This is a genomic window from Limosilactobacillus caviae, from assembly GCF_014635905.1.
GTDB classification, from domain to species: Bacteria; Bacillota; Bacilli; order Lactobacillales; family Lactobacillaceae; genus Limosilactobacillus; species Limosilactobacillus caviae.
Map to the genome: position 1 here is coordinate 128,428 of NZ_BMDS01000001.1, position 14,697 is coordinate 143,124.

At 38.1% G+C, this 14,697-nt stretch carries 13 protein-coding genes; 4 read left to right on the forward strand and 9 right to left on the reverse strand.

The features are described from left to right. Positions 1-2,223 carry an ATP-dependent Clp protease ATP-binding subunit gene (locus tag IEU90_RS00300; RefSeq protein ID WP_153709458.1) on the reverse strand — a complete coding sequence of 741 codons (2,223 nt, stop codon included), beginning with the start codon at positions 2,221-2,223 and terminating at the stop codon, positions 1-3. Positions 2,224-2,341: 118 nt separating this feature from the next. After that, positions 2,342-2,563, reverse strand: a complete 222-nt coding sequence (locus IEU90_RS00305; protein ID WP_153709457.1) for a transcriptional regulator — start codon at positions 2,561-2,563, stop codon at positions 2,342-2,344. Positions 2,564-3,069: 506 nt separating this feature from the next. Between IEU90_RS00305 and IEU90_RS00310 the strand changes: the two genes are divergently transcribed. From IEU90_RS00310 to IEU90_RS00320, 3 genes are all read left to right on the forward strand, one after another. After that, positions 3,070-4,257 (forward strand): aminotransferase class I/II-fold pyridoxal phosphate-dependent enzyme, encoded by a 1,188-nt coding sequence (locus IEU90_RS00310; RefSeq protein ID WP_188357568.1) that lies wholly within the window; start codon positions 3,070-3,072, stop codon positions 4,255-4,257. Position 4,258: 1 nt separating this feature from the next. Next, entirely contained in the window at positions 4,259-5,254 is a 996-nt protein-coding gene (locus IEU90_RS00315) for a D-2-hydroxyacid dehydrogenase (protein WP_188357569.1), read from the forward strand. Between the two features lie 144 nt (positions 5,255-5,398). Beyond that, positions 5,399-5,827: an OsmC family protein gene (locus tag IEU90_RS00320; protein WP_153709454.1), complete on the forward strand. Its 429-nt coding sequence runs from the start codon at positions 5,399-5,401 to the stop codon at positions 5,825-5,827. A 112-nt stretch (positions 5,828-5,939) separates the two neighbouring features. Here the strand turns inward: IEU90_RS00320 and IEU90_RS00325 are convergent, their stop codons facing one another. The 5 genes from IEU90_RS00325 to IEU90_RS00345 all read right to left on the reverse strand — a co-directional run bounded on the left by IEU90_RS00325 (position 5,940) and on the right by IEU90_RS00345 (position 11,131). Continuing rightward, a complete protein-coding gene (locus IEU90_RS00325; RefSeq protein WP_153709453.1) occupies positions 5,940-6,296 on the reverse strand; it encodes a hypothetical protein in 357 nt (118 codons plus the stop codon). Between the two features lie 180 nt (positions 6,297-6,476). Then, the gene (locus tag IEU90_RS00330) at positions 6,477-7,238 is read right to left on the reverse strand and encodes a LytR/AlgR family response regulator transcription factor (protein ID WP_153709452.1); all 762 of its coding nucleotides are present in this window, start codon (positions 7,236-7,238) and stop codon (positions 6,477-6,479) included. Between the two features lie 7 nt (positions 7,239-7,245). Continuing rightward, positions 7,246-8,280: a GHKL domain-containing protein gene (locus tag IEU90_RS00335; RefSeq protein ID WP_225431248.1), complete on the reverse strand. Its 1,035-nt coding sequence runs from the start codon at positions 8,278-8,280 to the stop codon at positions 7,246-7,248. A gap of 703 nt (positions 8,281-8,983) precedes the next feature. Beyond that, positions 8,984-10,378 (reverse strand): L,D-transpeptidase family protein, encoded by a 1,395-nt coding sequence (locus IEU90_RS00340; RefSeq protein ID WP_153709450.1) that lies wholly within the window; start codon positions 10,376-10,378, stop codon positions 8,984-8,986. 102 nt (positions 10,379-10,480) lie between these two features. After that, positions 10,481-11,131, reverse strand: a complete 651-nt coding sequence (locus IEU90_RS00345) for a hypothetical protein (RefSeq protein WP_153709449.1) — start codon at positions 11,129-11,131, stop codon at positions 10,481-10,483. A 213-nt stretch (positions 11,132-11,344) separates the two neighbouring features. On the opposite strand from IEU90_RS00345, the gene IEU90_RS00350 reads away from it, so the two are divergent. Further along, positions 11,345-12,658 carry an Lreu_0056 family protein gene (locus IEU90_RS00350; protein ID WP_188357570.1) on the forward strand — a complete coding sequence of 438 codons (1,314 nt, stop codon included), beginning with the start codon at positions 11,345-11,347 and terminating at the stop codon, positions 12,656-12,658. A 118-nt stretch (positions 12,659-12,776) separates the two neighbouring features. On the opposite strand, the gene IEU90_RS00355 is transcribed toward IEU90_RS00350, so the two are convergent. Beyond that, positions 12,777-14,012, reverse strand: coding sequence for an ABC transporter permease (locus tag IEU90_RS00355; RefSeq protein WP_188357571.1), 1,236 nt, complete (start codon positions 14,010-14,012; stop codon positions 12,777-12,779). Beyond that, on the reverse strand, positions 13,999-14,697 hold the full coding sequence (locus tag IEU90_RS00360) for an ABC transporter ATP-binding protein (protein ID WP_182598406.1): 699 nt from the start codon (positions 14,695-14,697) through the stop codon (positions 13,999-14,001). Before IEU90_RS00360 ends, IEU90_RS00355 begins: the two co-directional genes overlap by 14 nt.

Sequence of the window (14,697 nt, forward strand, 5' to 3'; positions counted from 1 at the left end):
TTACTTTTCATCTTTCTTATCTTCGTCAGACTTCTTGTCTTCTTCCTTCTTTTCATCTTTTTCTTCAGATGGAGAAGTGTATTCTTTACTATCGTCTTTTTCTGCATCCTTAGCATCAACGATAACTAACTTGCCATCCTTCATTTCGGCTACCAGGTGCTTTACGTCAAGGTGATCAAGGTAGTAGTCAGTTACCTTATCACGAATTTCACGTTCAATAACCCGACGAAGCGGACGAGCACCCATAGCTTCATCGTAACCTTCATCAATAAGGTATTGCTTTGCAGCGTCAGTTACCTTAACATCCATGCCCTTCTTAGCCAATGTCCGGTTAACTTCTGCAAGCATCAAGTCAACAATCTTCTTCAAGTCTTCCTTAGTTAAGCTGTGAAATTCAACAATTGCGTTGAACCGGTTCAAGAATTCTGGACGGAAGTAATTAGTCAATTTCTTGATTAAGTCTTCTTCATCCTCATTATTCCCCATCTTAACTGGAGCATCGTTAGAGTATCCAGCGTTTGATGTTGCAATGATAACAGTGTTCTTGAAATCAATTGTGTTACCTTGGCCATCAGTTAAGCGACCATCATCAAGAACTTGAAGCAAGAGCGTAATAACTTGTGGGTTTGCCTTTTCAATTTCATCTAAGAGGATGATTGAGTAAGGGTGACGACGAACTTTTTCAGTTAAGGTATTACCATTGTCTTCATAACCAACGTACCCGGCAGTAGCACCAATCATCTTAGATACGGCTGTCCGGTCAGAGTATTCGGACATATCCAACCGAATAATGTCGTCCTTGCTACCAAACATATCAAGTGCTAATTGTTTAGCAAGTTCGGTCTTACCAACACCAGTAGGTCCAACAAAGAGGAAGCTGCCAATTGGTGAGTCGCCTTCGTCAAATCCAGCACGATTACGGCGAATGGCACGAGCAACTGCTTCCACGGCTTTATCTTGACCGATAACTTTGCCTTCAAGCCGCTTGTCCATGTCCTTCAAACGTTCAACGTCACTAGCACCAATCTTAGAAACTGGAATACCAGTCATTTGTTCAACTGCCTTAGCAACGTCTTCTGGAGTAGCAGTAACCTTGTCAGATTCAGAGTTTTCACTCAATTGCTTCTTCAAATCAGCAATCTTTTCCTTGGCTTCTTGAGCTGTCTTGTAGTCTTCTTTCTTAGCAGCAGCCTTTTGCTTCTTTTCTTCTGCTTCGATGTCCTTTTCAATTGCCTTAGCGTCCCGTGCAGGGTGCTTTGCTGCAAGGTGAGCAGCAGTCATATCAATTAAATCAATTGCCTTGTCAGGTAATGCGCGTTGTGGCATGTATTGAACAGAGTAATCAACAGCTGCTTGAAGAACGTCATCTGGTAATTTTACATTGTGGTGACGTTCGTATAAGTCACGAATGCCTTTAAGGATAGCAACCGTATCAGCCTTGCTTGGAGCATTAACAGTAACAGAATTGAACCGCCGTGCCAATGCTGCATCCTTCATAATTGTATTACGGTATTCGTCTTGTGTAGTAGCACCGATAACTGTTAGTTCACCACGAGATAATGCTGGCTTAATAATGTCAGACATACCCTTAGAACCGCTAGCGTCACCAGTTGAACCAGCACCAATAATTTGGTGAATTTCATCGAAGAAGAGGATAATGTTCCCTGCCTTCTTGACTTCATCAACTAATTTTTGCATGTTTTCTTCAAAACTACCACGATATTGAGTACCTGCTTCAAGGCCAGAAATATCAATACTAATAATTTCCTTATCCTTAATAGCAGCTGGTACATCGCCAGAAACAATTGCTTGTGCTAGTCCTTCAACAACAGCTGTCTTACCAACACCAGCATCCCCGACTAATACAGGGTTGTTCTTAGTACGACGGCTTAAAATTTCAGCAGTTTCTTGAATTTCTTTGTTCCGCCCGATAACTGGATCAAGTTCATGTTGCCGAGCTTCTTCTGTTAAATTACGGCCTAATTTGTGTAAGATACTGTCCTTACCTTCATTAGGTTGAGGGCCTGGTTGACCTTGTTGAGGATTTGCACCGCCAGGCAATTGACCAGTTCTACGATATTCAGCAAATTCTTCTGGTGTTACTTCACGACCATTAATTAGGTAACGCCGATTATCAGAATTGAAACCATTCATGCCACCCATTAATTGGTTGAAGATGTCATTCATGTCGTTGTCAAATGGATTCATTGGGTTTTGAGCCATATGCAATCCCTCCTCAATTAAATATAATTATTTTATTTTCTAAGTTTCGTAGTCTAAATATTCCGAGAGTCAGAAGTTAACGCATCTGATCTCCTGTGGCTACAGCAACGCCACAATCTTATTCGAGATAATGCTCTTCTAGTTCTTTAAGGACCTCCCACATACTCTTATCCTGAGCTTGCGCCAAGGCATCGAGATCACGTAGGTTTAGCGAGGTCGAACTAGACTGTGGTTTGTTAAACGATTTGTGTAAAGTCGTGTATCCGTAACCGGAACGTTTGGAAACTTGATAAATCGTCAAGTGGTTAACTTCCAAATAATGTTTGATGTCGATCCGCATTGCTACCCACTTCCTTTACGATTAATATTATATCACATTTGTGGAGTAAAACAATAAAAATAACCGAAAAATAATAAAAAAATTTGTATAATATAAATATAACGATTGATTAAGATTGAATTAATAACTATTAATTTTTAGTATCCTTATTATATTTACATTTGTAGTCAATGGACGCTTTTATATTAATAAAATTTCTCAATTTATCATTGACAAATATTAAAAAACGATTAGAATTATTAGTAATCAGTTAATCAAAGGAGGACATAATGATGATCACTGCGACACTTCACTTACATCAAGCGTATGCCTTCTGGTTTAGCGAAATTACCATCCGCTAACCAGCAGTGATTTTATCATTGTGGCGTTCTCGGATGAGCCCCAAACATCTGAGAGCCCCTTTTATACTCATTCCAATCTGATCAAGGAGCCTTGGATGTTATATTCTATAGCATTCAAGGCTCCTTTATTTTGTAAACTTACATATTATATAGGAGGAATTGGCAATGCCAGCTACTAAAAAAGGAATTCTTAATCGTCTTAACAATAATTTTGCTAAACTTACTCCCGGCGGAATTCGTGAATTTGACTATCAAGCCAGTTCAATTCCCGGAATCATTAAATTAACCCTTGGCGAACCCGACTTTAATGTTCCAGACGCAATGAAGCAAGCCGCCATTAATAGTATTAATGACAACGATTCGCATTACGCTCCTGGCAATGGGACTTTAGATCTTCGGCAAGCGATTGCTTATTTCATGCAGGATCGTTATCAGCTTAATTATGATCCTGAAAATGAAATTGCTGTGACTGTTGGTGCAACGGAAGGTATCTACGCTTCTCTTTCTGCAATCATTAATCCAGGAGATGACATTCTGGTCGCAACACCAACATTTCCGCTCTACATGGTAGTTACTAAGATTTTAGGCGGGACCCCTGTCGAAATTGATACTAGTGCTGATAACTTTATTCTTACACCTGCTAAGCTCCAAAATGTTCTTGATAAACATCCAAATGCTAAGGGGCTGATCCTAAACTACCCTTCAAACCCAACTGGTGTAACTTATACCAAGGCGCAAGTACAGGCTCTGGCAGAAGCAATTAAAGCAACTAATTTAGTGGTTATTGCTGATGAAATTTACTCTGAACTGGTATACGACGGTCCTCACACTTCAATCGCCAGCTTTATTCCCGGTCAAACTCTTATCTTAAATGGCGCTTCAAAGTCACACGCCATGACAGGCTACCGAATCGGCTTCATCGCGGGGCCAAAAGAATTAATGAAGCCAGTTAGTGCAATCCACGCTATGATGGTTACAGCCGCATCTGATCCTGCCATGGCCGCCGCTGTTGCCGCTTTTGGTACTGATGCAGGGAAAGAGGCCACTCTTAAAATGAAAGAAGCATACAAGCAGCGCCGAGATTTTGTCGTTGATGCGTTAAAGCAACTTGGTTTTGATATTACTACGCCAAATGGAGCCTTTTACATTTTCGCTAAGATTCCCGCTCAATTTGGCAATAATGATCTAAAATTTGCTACCGACCTCGCCAATCAGGGAAAAGTTGCTGTAATTCCCGGTTCTTTCTTTGGTGCTGGCGGGCAAGGTTATGTTCGTATTAGTTACGCTACTAGCATGGACACATTAAAGCAGGCAATGACTAATATCGCTGAGTTCATTAATAAGGAGGACTAAAATGACTAAAATTTTAATGACAAGTGTGCGGGATGATGAGCAAGCTGCCATTAAGGATTACGCACAGAAAAATAATATTGAAATCATTACAACACCGAAATTGATCGATGAGGCTGTTGACCTCACTACCGATGTCGATGGATTAGTAATCCAACAACGTAGCAGACTCCCCGAAGATATCTACGCTAAACTCCGTGCAAATGGTCTCAAACAAATCGCCACACGGACTGCCGGTTTTGACATGATCAATATCAAGAAAGCCAATGCCAATGGTTTAACAGTGACTAATGTTCCAGCCTACTCACCGCGGAGTGTCGCTGAATTTGCGTTGATGCAGATTTTTCGGTTACTACGGAAATCTTACCGGTTCGACCATCAAGTCGCACAGAATGATTATCGTTGGTTTAGCGACGAACAATCAGTTGAAATTCATACCGCTACAATTGGCATTATTGGTGTCGGACGAATCGGTGGAACCCTTGCAAAATTATTAAAAGCACTCGGCGCAACCGTACTTGGGTATGACACAAACCCACGAACTGATTTAGATGGGATTGTACAATTCGTTTCTAAAGATGAACTGCTAAAACGTGCAGATGTCGTAAGTCTGCATGTTGACTTAAACCCGACCTCAAAAGGACTACTTACTACTAAAGATTTTGCCCTAATGAAACCAACCGCTGGACTAGTGAATGCTAGTCGTGGCCCGGTTGTTAATACCGCAGACCTCGTTGATGCATTAAAGAACGGAACGATTGCCGCTGCTGCCCTTGATACTTTTGAAGGCGAGGAAACTGTTGCTGCTGCTGACCGCCGTGAAAAAGGACTTGATGATCAGCCACTCGTTAAAGAATTACATGCCATGAACAATGTAATCCTTACTCCTCATATCGCCTTCTTTACTAACCTCGCTGTACAAAACATGGTTGACTTTTCACTTGACGATACTCTTGCTATTCTCAACGGAAAACAGTCCTCACACGAAATCAAATTATAAAAAATAACACCCGTCATCTCTGAAATATCATGCAATCATTGCGCCATTTCAGTGTATTTGGCGGGTGTTCGTACTAAGCAATTAATTTGAACTATAATAGGTGAAAAAGTAAACTATGAGTAACAACATGAGGAGGGCCTATCGATGACAAAGTATAAAGTAACTGCTACTAAAACGACAACGGGGATGCAGGTATCAGCTGGTACACGCGGTTTTGAGATTACTTTTGATGAACCGGGAAGCACTAATACAGGGATGAATCCAGTAGAAATTCTCTTAACTTCATTTGGGGCCTGCCAAGCAATTACCGCCCACGCACTAGCCAATAAACGCAACTTTGACTTACAAGCCTTTTGGGTAACAATTGAAGGTAACCTTGATCGTGAAGATGTTACTGACGGCAAGAATGTCCGCAAGTTTACTGAAATTCACTACCAACCGCACCTAAGAAGCAGTGAATCCGATGAAGACATCAAGAAATTTCTTGCTGATGTTGCTGCTAAGTGTCCTGTTGAGAATACTTTAATTTATGGTACAAAAATTATTCAAGACGGTTTTGTAAAAGTTGATTAATAAAAGCTCCGCACCACTTTGGTGGTCAACGGAGCTTTTATGCATTCCATAAGTCATAATAATCTTGGTGCTTTCTCAATAGTTCTTGATGACTGCCTTCTTCAAATGCTATTTATTTTTTGAACAGAATTCGTAAAGCGGCGAAAATCCCGATTGCAGTACATAAAATACAAATAATCTCTTCGTAAATGTTGCTTGCTTTAGGAATCGCAATAATCCAAAAGAAAGTGACAATTATATAAATGTAGAAGTCAATATTTTTGTAGAATACTCGATTAAGCTCTAACTCTTTTCCTGGTCGCTTAAACACAGTCCATAAAACAGCAATAATCGACCCAATAAGAAATACCGAGCAAACGGTTAATTCAAAAAGATTTTCTGCTTCTAATACTGGTTTAAACCACAATATAATAAAAAGTGAGTAAAAGTAGAAGTTAAAGCTCTTGTAAAACTGTTTATTGACTTTCATTTTAATTGCCTCCCACGGTAATTATCTCCATAATAATATTATAACTATAAAATTTAATTTTGATTCATTTTGCATTATTCGTATACTTTTCTGCATAATTCGTAATCGCTATCAATAAATTCTATAAAACATAAATAAAGGTCCAAGTTTCGGTTTTACCGATCCTTAGACCTCTATTATTTACGCGTTTTCAAGAAAATCACTTAGCATTTTTACTTTACGGTAACTCACTGTAACTGTTAATTCCCGATCGCTACCAAAATAAACAAGCCGTTCTTTCTTACTAAATTCCTGAACTGCTAAGGGATTTATTAACGTACTTTGATTTACCCTTAATAAACGATCGTCAGTTATTTTTCTTAATTCACCATGATATTCGATACGAATATTTTTACCCACAATTCGTAAACGACGGTTTTCATTTTTGACTGATTCAATATAGTATAGATCGTCAAAATTAACCTGCCTTTTTACACCACGCATCGGTTCATAAGTAAATTTATCTTGCTTTTTTTGACCACCATTTATATAGCTCTGGTATCGCAAATATGCTTCATCGATATCTTCCCGTAAACGGTCAGTAATCGAGGTAATATCCTTTCCCTTTGAAATATAATCAAGTGGTTCAATTCGTCTTGAAACAGTGTGCAGTAAATATTTTTTATAAGCCGTTACAAAAACTATTTCAGCAAATGCTGCCTTTTTACGGATGTGTTCCGCAACATCTATACCACTAATATCATCATCTAATTCAACATCCAAGATTGCAAGATAATCTTCATTATCTACTTTTCTAATTACTTCTTGCGGATCAGCAGTTTGTAACCACACTTTCATATCATAGCTATGTGGTGTTTCATTAATCATTCGTCGCTGGGTTACCAACTTCTCAACATAATCAGATTGATAATCATTATTCTCTAAAATAATTACTTTTAACATTTTATTCTCACTTTCCTTGAATAAAACAAGTCATAATAATTACCTTCTCTTTAACTTCTGCAGAAAATGAATAACGATCATCATTATCCACAAGTTGCGTAATATTTGATAAACCGATTCCTTGATGGTTCTCCTTTTCTGAATGTTCAAATTTCATAGCCTTATTAAGGTCAAGTGTCTTTTCTAAAGAATTAGCAACCACTAATTCATAATTTTCTTCATCATGTCTTAGCAAAGCAATTTGAATATATGGTCTCTTTTGGTTAGAAGTAGCCTCAATCGCATTATCTAACAAAATACCAATAATCCGTGCCGTCTTTACTTCAGAACCAGGTAAACTGTCTATTTTCGCATTAACTTCAATTGCAAGCGGAATTTCTTGTTCAACTATTCTATAGGCTTTTTCTTTAATCAGATTGCGCAATCCTGAAATATTTAACCTACTCAATGATTTGTCAATTCCCTCATAATTCTTACCATCAATATTAGTTTGTAAGAATGCCGATAACAACTGATTTGCTTTTTCATCATTGTGGTCACGAATATAACCTTGAACACTAAGAAGCATATTCTTCATATCATGCCGTTCGCGACGAAAATCTTCGTATTGAGCGTTAACTTTTTGGGCAGTCTCTATCTGGTTTCGATAGCTGTTTATTAATTGCTGTTGTCGTTGGGCTTTCGCATTACTACGAATAAAACTAACAAACCCTATTCCACCAACAAAAATGATTATGAGGTACATTATTAGCATCAATGGAGCATATTCATTAGCTATCCCATCTTTCTCAGCAACCACAGTTAACCAAATATATAGGAGAAAATAGATAGATGTTATCTTCCATAAGCGAACTGGACGCGGGAAGTTAACTATAAACCATGTTAATCTTGGCCTAATTAATTTTATAACAATTATTCCAAATATAATTGTAACTAGCAAATCATTAAATGGAATTAACCATCCTAAAATAAATATATTTGACTTTCCTTGCAAAAATAAAGCATAAGTATAATGATCTACCAAGTCAAATAGTGATGACATTATAACTCCAACAAACATAGCAAATATATTATTCAAAACTATGTAAGTATGTGCCCCTATTCTATCAAATAGCCATAAATATATAACTACGAATAGAATATATAATGACGCAATTAGTGTCGGAATAGATGTAATAAATAAACTAACTAAAAAGTCAACTACCATAATCTTAATAGTAAAACTGTTAGTTAAGAATCTATATATAATAATTATCTCAGCAATATTTAAGAAGTCAGCTATAACTGATTGAAAAAAAGTTAAATGTATCATTTACCGTTTTCTACCAGATCTTGTTAGGAACCATCCCCATCCACTTCTAACCCTACGGCTACTCTTTCCACCCATAATTTTAATTAATTCTGAATTCGATAAAACTTTATATGATTTTTTAAACATAATTCTCCTCCAAATAAATAACAATTACCTATTTAATTAGGATTTCAGCAATATTAGCCAAAATCAACATGACAATAAACACTAATAAATTCAACGGTCCAGCGTGCAAAATACAATACAGTAAAACTAATCCAATATAAAACAGATTAATAATTATTAGATTTTTCTTCGTTTCTAAGTTCATTAAAATACCCCTATTTTACAAACCCCTGAGATAAAGCAAAAGAAATAATAATTGTTATTACAAAACAAATTACCGCAATCATTATTGCGCGTTCAGCACTTGGACGCATGAATAAATTCTCCTTTAGTAGATAATTACAGGTTCGTTTTTCTGTAAATCATGGAATGCTTCTCCAGCAACATCTGGATGCATGTTGATGCATCCATGTGATCCACCACCTTTAGCCATATATGCATGTTTCGACCAGTCATGTCGCCAGCTTGCATCGTGGAAACCACACCCACTATCGGTAAACGGTGACCAGTACTGTACCTTGCTGGCATATTTTGAGCCATCATCATTTAACCCTCGGAGAACAGACGGTGTCTGTTGATACATGATATACCAAACACCCTTAGGCGTTTCATTATCCTTATTATTTGTCCCACTAACAATGTCAGTACTAAGAACACATTTACCATCTTTATAAAACCATGCATGTTGATCAGCTATCGAAACTTCAGCATAGGTATCACCAATCCCGTTATTAGACGTGGTATTATATCCTGTTCCATGCTGGTTATAGCCTTTACCGTATATGTCACTCTTTGCATTTACCGTCTGTTTATTGTCAACCAGTGCATTAGCAAGAGTTTCACCAGCTTGCTTTTTACTAATCTTCCATCCATATGAGCCTGCATCTGTTGTCTTAATTACCGACCCATCATGAGTTTTAAACTCAAAGGATTTACCAAGGGTTGACTGCTTATTATTGATTTCATCAACTTTAGAATTAGCTGCAGCTGTATCAAAATGATATTTGCCATTTTGATATGTTGCTCTAGTAACTATGTCAGTACAATTTAGTCGATATTTTTTATCTTGCACTTGATATGTCACAGTTCGTTTTGATAACTGTTCAAGTTTGACTTTCTCATTTTGAACAGTTTTACTATTTGCCGAAAGCGGAGCTTTATAAATTGGTTTTAATCTAACTGTCCCACTAACAATTTCTTTTTCAAGCTTCTCATGCAATCCATCTACACTATACTGGGTTCCACCGACTGCTGGTCTGACCTGTACACTGCCATTCTCATACACTGCATAAGCATCGATTGGAGCTTTTCGACCATTATTTAGTTCATTCACCCTTCGACTAACTGCCTGATCAATCTGTGGAATCACATTTTGATTAAAGTCTTGAGGCTTCACTAAAATATTCTTTGATTTAGCCGATGGAAAAAATGTATATTGACTGCGTAATGCATTTTTTACTTTTTGTTCATCAGCTTTACTAAATTTCGCAACTGGTTGCTTTTCTGCATATACTAAATCACTATTTACATATATTTTTGGTGATCGTGGATTATTTTGTAATTTTTTCAAGGCTTGCTCAGCAGTTAAACCGCCAACCGCCACATTATCGATACTAACATTTTTATTAAAGTGACGATGCTGATGGATTGTCATGCAACCTACTACCAGCACTAACAAGCATAGTATGATTATTATTAGCCGTTTAATAGATAAATTACGCATAAAAGTACTCCAACTTAATAATTTAAACATAGAAATGCCCTACACACTAACAAAAATAGTCGTAGGGATTTTGGGGAAATTAAAACACAATTTTCTTCATCTTTATTTTACATTCGTAACCTGATACTGTCCATTACCATTTGCTTTGTAATAAACGGTTTTGCCATTATATGTTACATAGTTATTGCCTTCCTTGGCATTCTTATAGAACTCTTCTGCAGATGTATTGCTGTCAACTACTCCCGCTTTTTGGGCGGCGCGGTAGCTAAAGTTCATCCCATCTTGAACCATCACAGGTTGTTGTGGCCGTACTGAATGAGTACTCCTTTGTGATGCTGCTTGACGGTGAATTTGCTTTACCGTTGTTGCACCATTACTTTTACGGTAAGTTGAAACAGTGTTTTGACTTTGGTTACTATTAGCAGCCACTGATTGAGTAGTACCTGCATTATTATTGTTATTTTGTGCCGACTGGGTAGTGTCTGCGTTGTTTACTGGTGCTGATGAATTAGCGGATTCTCCATTATCATCCCCAGCAGTCGCACTATTACTATCTGCCTCATCAGTTGAACTGTCTTTCTTTGCTTCCTTATGATGTTTCTTAGAGCTGCTTGTACTTAGCGTCTCAGTTTTTGTTGGTTTATCTGCTACTACATCCTTAGATGACGATGGGCGTAATAGCATGTAGCCTCCGCATACTACGATAATTACAACCAATAATGAAACGATGATTAATTTACCCCTGTTTTTCATAGCTCAAATGCTCCTCAATAATTACTTTTATCCCTGTAGTATACCTAAATATTTGCTTTTATAGGTCAATTTGCAATATTCGTAGCGTTTTTTGCAGAATTCGTCGTATTTCGCTGAATATTTTACTAAAAAGTAAAGAAATAGTAAAGAAGCGTTTTCATCATAAAAAATGAGCGTATAATGACGATGATTAAATTTTTGGAGGGGTTTAACATGAAAAGGGTTAAACTATTTAGCGCTGCATTAGCCGTAGTTACCGGATTATCATTTGCCGAAGCTAATGCCAATGCCGCTCAACGTAGTAACAATAATACAAACGACGTTAATGAAATTGGTTCACTTATTTATTCCAACGCATACGGACAAAATTATGTTAATGATGCTCATAGTATTAGCGTCTTCAAAGATAGTAATGGACGTTATGGAATTGGCCAAGGAACCGCTGATAGTACTGCTTTCTTCAAAATTAACAATGATGGTACAGTTACAATATGGCAGATAAAGGGCGATCCTAATACGCCAACTTATAAGCAAGGCTATACTAAGAAGACCGTGCCAATTTCTAGTCTCCAAAAGTCCGAAAATCAGACTTCGACACAAAAAGCCACGATTAACCATGCAATCTCATCGATCAAAAATAACCCATCAGCAACACCAACGCAAAATAGTCAATCAAGCAACGCTAACTCTAATGCTCACCAATTACTTCAAGATGGACAAGTAGTCGATGACTTAGGATTACAACTTTACAACCGTTACTATGGTACTGCTTATCAGAGTCCAAGCTTGAACGTTTTCAAAGACAGTAACGGACGAATGGGAATTGGTCGTGGAAGTTATAACAATACCATTTACTACAAAATCAATAGTGATGGTAAAACAATGACCGTTTGGCGACCAGTTTCTGGTGCTAATACTTCGGCTGCTAAACAACAATACACAACTTCTACTGTCTCTCTGAGCTCACTCGGCTTTAACCCAGATGGTCAGCCTAGTTCACAGGCAAGTTCAAATAGTAGCAGTACAGCAAACCAAGCTAATGCTAATTCTGCTTCCACAAATAGCCAATCAACGCAATCTAGCTCTGCCACTAAGACAAAGACAGCTGATCCTGCAATCACTAGTGCCCGTCCAACCGCTAAGGAAAATCAACAAGTCGCCAAAAATGCTAACAAGAAAATCACTGTTCCTTCTTCCCAAGGCAAGGAAACTCTCTCTTACTACAAGATTGCTGCACTAGTTTATGCAAAAGTATATGGCGCTGACCGGCTTGGTAGTAACCAGGGATTGCAATTAACCATGAACAAAAATCATTCTCGTTTTATCCTTGGTGAAGGAACTGCTGATAGCACCCTTCTTTTCCGTGTAAATCAAGGAAAGAAAACCGTAACAGTATGGACGCTCAATGATAGTGATCGAACAACGAATAAAAACACATACGAAATCAGCTCACTAATCAACGAATTCTATGCTACTAACGACCAACAGACCCTTGTTAACGAGACTGCTCAATCATTGAAGAAATAAGGATTGTAACATAAATCCTATTATTGATATAAAACGCAAATGGCCTCTAAAGCTCGGTAAAGCCGAACTCTAGAGGCCTATTTTTGCTCACGGGGCGTGGCGCTTCTGTCATGTTCCCTTATTTTAGGATATCAATTAAGTTCTTATTAGCTGCTTGCCGCGCTGGTAAAATTCCGAAAATTAAACCGACAGCAGCCGATGTTCCAAATGCCAATAAGAAAGCGTTAAGTGAGACGTGGGCATGGATATGAATACCACCGCCACCTATCGCGTTTGATAATAGCGGTGCTAGTAGGTGAGCTAATCCGGCCCCGCAGAGGAACCCTAGCAATCCACCAGTTAACGTTAGAATTACGGCCTCGACTAGGAACTGCATCATAATATTAAATGGCGTTGCTCCCACCGCCAGTCGGATTCCGATTTCCTGTGTCCGTTCCGAAACTGAGATGTACATCATATTCATAACACCGATGCCGGCAATAAATAGTGAAATTGCCGCAATAAAGCTAATGAATGTTGTGATAATGCTCATTTGCGATGAGAATTGTTTCAACGCTTTTTCCATATCTAAGTATTGATAACTTCCTTGAGGCGCAGCTGGACTATTATTCTTTAAGTATTTAGCTACTTTTCGTGAAATTGCACTTGCATTAGCTCCTTGACTAAATGTCAGCTTAAGTGTATTCCCCTCTTTTGCACTATCGCTTTGATAATATAGCTTTTTTGGTAGTAACAGGTCAACGCCATAGGAATTTTGATTTCCATCATCTGTAAATTGTTCCTGCGTTTTATATACTCCCGTGACCGTGTAAGTTACATTGTTCGCTGTTACCGTTGTTCCAATAGCATTTTGCGCTGATCCGTATTGCCGTTTAGCAACCTTTTCACTCATTAACGCATTGGCTTCACCGAGTTCAAGCTCATTTTTAGTAAAATTCTTTCCCGCAATTAAGCTTACACTATGCGTTGGCTTTTTCAGCAAACTCAACGTTACAGTTTTAGTCGTATCACCAATATCCGCACGAGTTGAAATATTATCAGACTCTTGTTCTATTTCGGCTTTCTTAATCTCGCCACCGAATTGGGTATTAATATCCGTCAGTTGCTCTTGTGTGAAACCATTAATCGTCGAATTAACATTGTCCGGATTGTAGGCAATTTCAGTCGTTTGCTGACCTTGCTTAGCATTGTTGCCAAACTTATCATACATTGTTTTAGTAATTCCATCCCCGATTCCAAGAATAGCAATTACCGCCGCAATTCCGATCATAATTCCAATAATCGTGAGAAAACTCCGCTTTTTATTTGCCTTTAAGGATTGGATAGCAGACTTAAATAGCTCAATCATTTGCATTTCGTTCACCATCCTTACTATCGCTAACAACACGGCCATCAATAATTTTAATTACTCGGTCACACTGTTCTGCTACATGCGGATCATGAGTCACCATAATAATCGTAGTTCCTTCTTCACGATTAAGACGCTTAAAAAGATTCATGATTTCTTGACTTGTTTCTGTATCCAAAGCTCCCGTTGGTTCATCCGCAATCAAAAATTTAGGATGTGTTGATATTGCCCGGGCAATAGATACTCGTTGTTGCTGTCCACCAGACATATTTTTAGGAAGTTGGTTCTCATAGCCTGCTAAACCAACTTGTTTAAGAACTTCAGATACCCGTGAGCCAATCTCTTTTCGGCGCTTACCAGCGTATAATAACGGCAATGCGACATTATCTGCAACGGTTGACTCCCGTAAGAGTTTAAAGTTTTGGAAAACGAAGCCAACATTTTGATTTCGCAAACTCGAGAATTGTTTTCGCGTATAGTCGTGGATTGGGTGATTTTGGTAAAAGTATGTCCCCTCAAAATCATCATCAAGAAACCCAATAATATTAATCAATGTTGACTTCCCTGATCCAGATTCACCAATGATCGCCACTAACTCGCCTTGCTCGATACTAATATTGATATCGTGAAGAACGTGAAACCGATGATCACCCTGCCGGTAGTACTTATTGATGTTTTTTAATGTGATCAT

Bases quoted from the DNA above. Each gene is read 5' to 3' on its own strand.
- IEU90_RS00300 (WP_153709458.1), bottom strand. From the start codon at position 2,223: ATGGCTCAAAACCCAATGAATCCATTTGACAACGACATGAATGACATC.
- IEU90_RS00305 (WP_153709457.1), bottom strand. From the start codon at position 2,563: ATGCGGATCGACATCAAACATTATTTGGAAGTTAACCACTTGACGATT.
- IEU90_RS00310 (WP_188357568.1), top strand. From the start codon at position 3,070: ATGCCAGCTACTAAAAAAGGAATTCTTAATCGTCTTAACAATAATTTT.
- IEU90_RS00315 (WP_188357569.1), top strand. From the start codon at position 4,259: ATGACTAAAATTTTAATGACAAGTGTGCGGGATGATGAGCAAGCTGCC.
- IEU90_RS00320 (WP_153709454.1), top strand. From the start codon at position 5,399: ATGACAAAGTATAAAGTAACTGCTACTAAAACGACAACGGGGATGCAG.
- IEU90_RS00325 (WP_153709453.1), bottom strand. From the start codon at position 6,296: ATGAAAGTCAATAAACAGTTTTACAAGAGCTTTAACTTCTACTTTTAC.
- IEU90_RS00330 (WP_153709452.1), bottom strand. From the start codon at position 7,238: ATGTTAAAAGTAATTATTTTAGAGAATAATGATTATCAATCTGATTAT.
- IEU90_RS00335 (WP_225431248.1), bottom strand. From the start codon at position 8,280: ATGTCATCACTATTTGACTTGGTAGATCATTATACTTATGCTTTATTT.
- IEU90_RS00340 (WP_153709450.1), bottom strand. From the start codon at position 10,378: ATGCGTAATTTATCTATTAAACGGCTAATAATAATCATACTATGCTTG.
- IEU90_RS00345 (WP_153709449.1), bottom strand. From the start codon at position 11,131: ATGAAAAACAGGGGTAAATTAATCATCGTTTCATTATTGGTTGTAATT.
- IEU90_RS00350 (WP_188357570.1), top strand. From the start codon at position 11,345: ATGAAAAGGGTTAAACTATTTAGCGCTGCATTAGCCGTAGTTACCGGA.
- IEU90_RS00355 (WP_188357571.1), bottom strand. From the start codon at position 14,012: ATGCAAATGATTGAGCTATTTAAGTCTGCTATCCAATCCTTAAAGGCA.
- IEU90_RS00360 (WP_182598406.1), bottom strand. From the start codon at position 14,697: ATGATCACATTAAAAAACATCAATAAGTACTACCGGCAGGGTGATCAT.